At 64.3% G+C, this 540-nt stretch carries 1 protein-coding gene and 1 pseudogene; both read right to left on the bottom strand.

Annotated elements, in window-relative coordinates; all coding sequences use genetic code 11:
• The coding region (locus tag FJM51_RS23605) for an ABC transporter permease family protein (protein WP_233713259.1) at positions 1-197 on the bottom strand (197 nt) is incomplete at its 3' end.
• Positions 181-540, bottom strand: a pseudogene (locus FJM51_RS23600) (ABC transporter ATP-binding protein); the annotation flags it as partial. The gene FJM51_RS23605 and the pseudogene FJM51_RS23600, both read right to left, overlap by 17 nt.

Here is a 540-nt window from a genome sequence, read left to right as displayed (position 1 = left end):
AGGACGGTTTCGGTCAGGGTGATCGTGACGTGCTTGTAGAAGCCGGGATCGGTCACCCAGGCGAAGATCTGCTTCACGATGTCGATCGGCGCCGGGAAGAAGACGTCGATCAGTCCCGTCGTCACCCCGAGCTGCCAGCCGCCGAGGATGACCGCGAGAAGCCCGAGCTGGATAAGACGTTCACTCCGCGCGGCCATAGCTCTTCTCCACTTCGCCGCGCAGCGACGCCCAGATGTTGCGATAAAGATCCATGAAATGCGGATCGAGTTTGATCTCGGCCACGTCGCGCGGCCGGGAGAGGTCGATCGGGAAGCTCTCGATCACCCGGCTGCGGGGTCCGGCGGCGAGCACCGCCACGCGGTCGCCGAGCGCGATGGCTTCCTCCAGATCGTGGGTGATCATCACCACCGCGCGCCGCTCTTCCTGCCAGATCGCCAGGAGTTCGTTCTGCATCAGGTGCCGGGTGTGGATGTCGAGCGCCGAGAACGGCTCGTCCATCAGGATCACCTTCGGTCCGGTGATCAGCGCCTGCGCCATCTG

The sequence above is a fragment of the Amaricoccus solimangrovi genome, from assembly GCF_006385685.1.
Taxonomy (GTDB): domain Bacteria; phylum Pseudomonadota; class Alphaproteobacteria; order Rhodobacterales; family Rhodobacteraceae; genus Amaricoccus; species Amaricoccus solimangrovi.
This window is presented reverse-complemented; position numbering and strand designations above follow the sequence as displayed.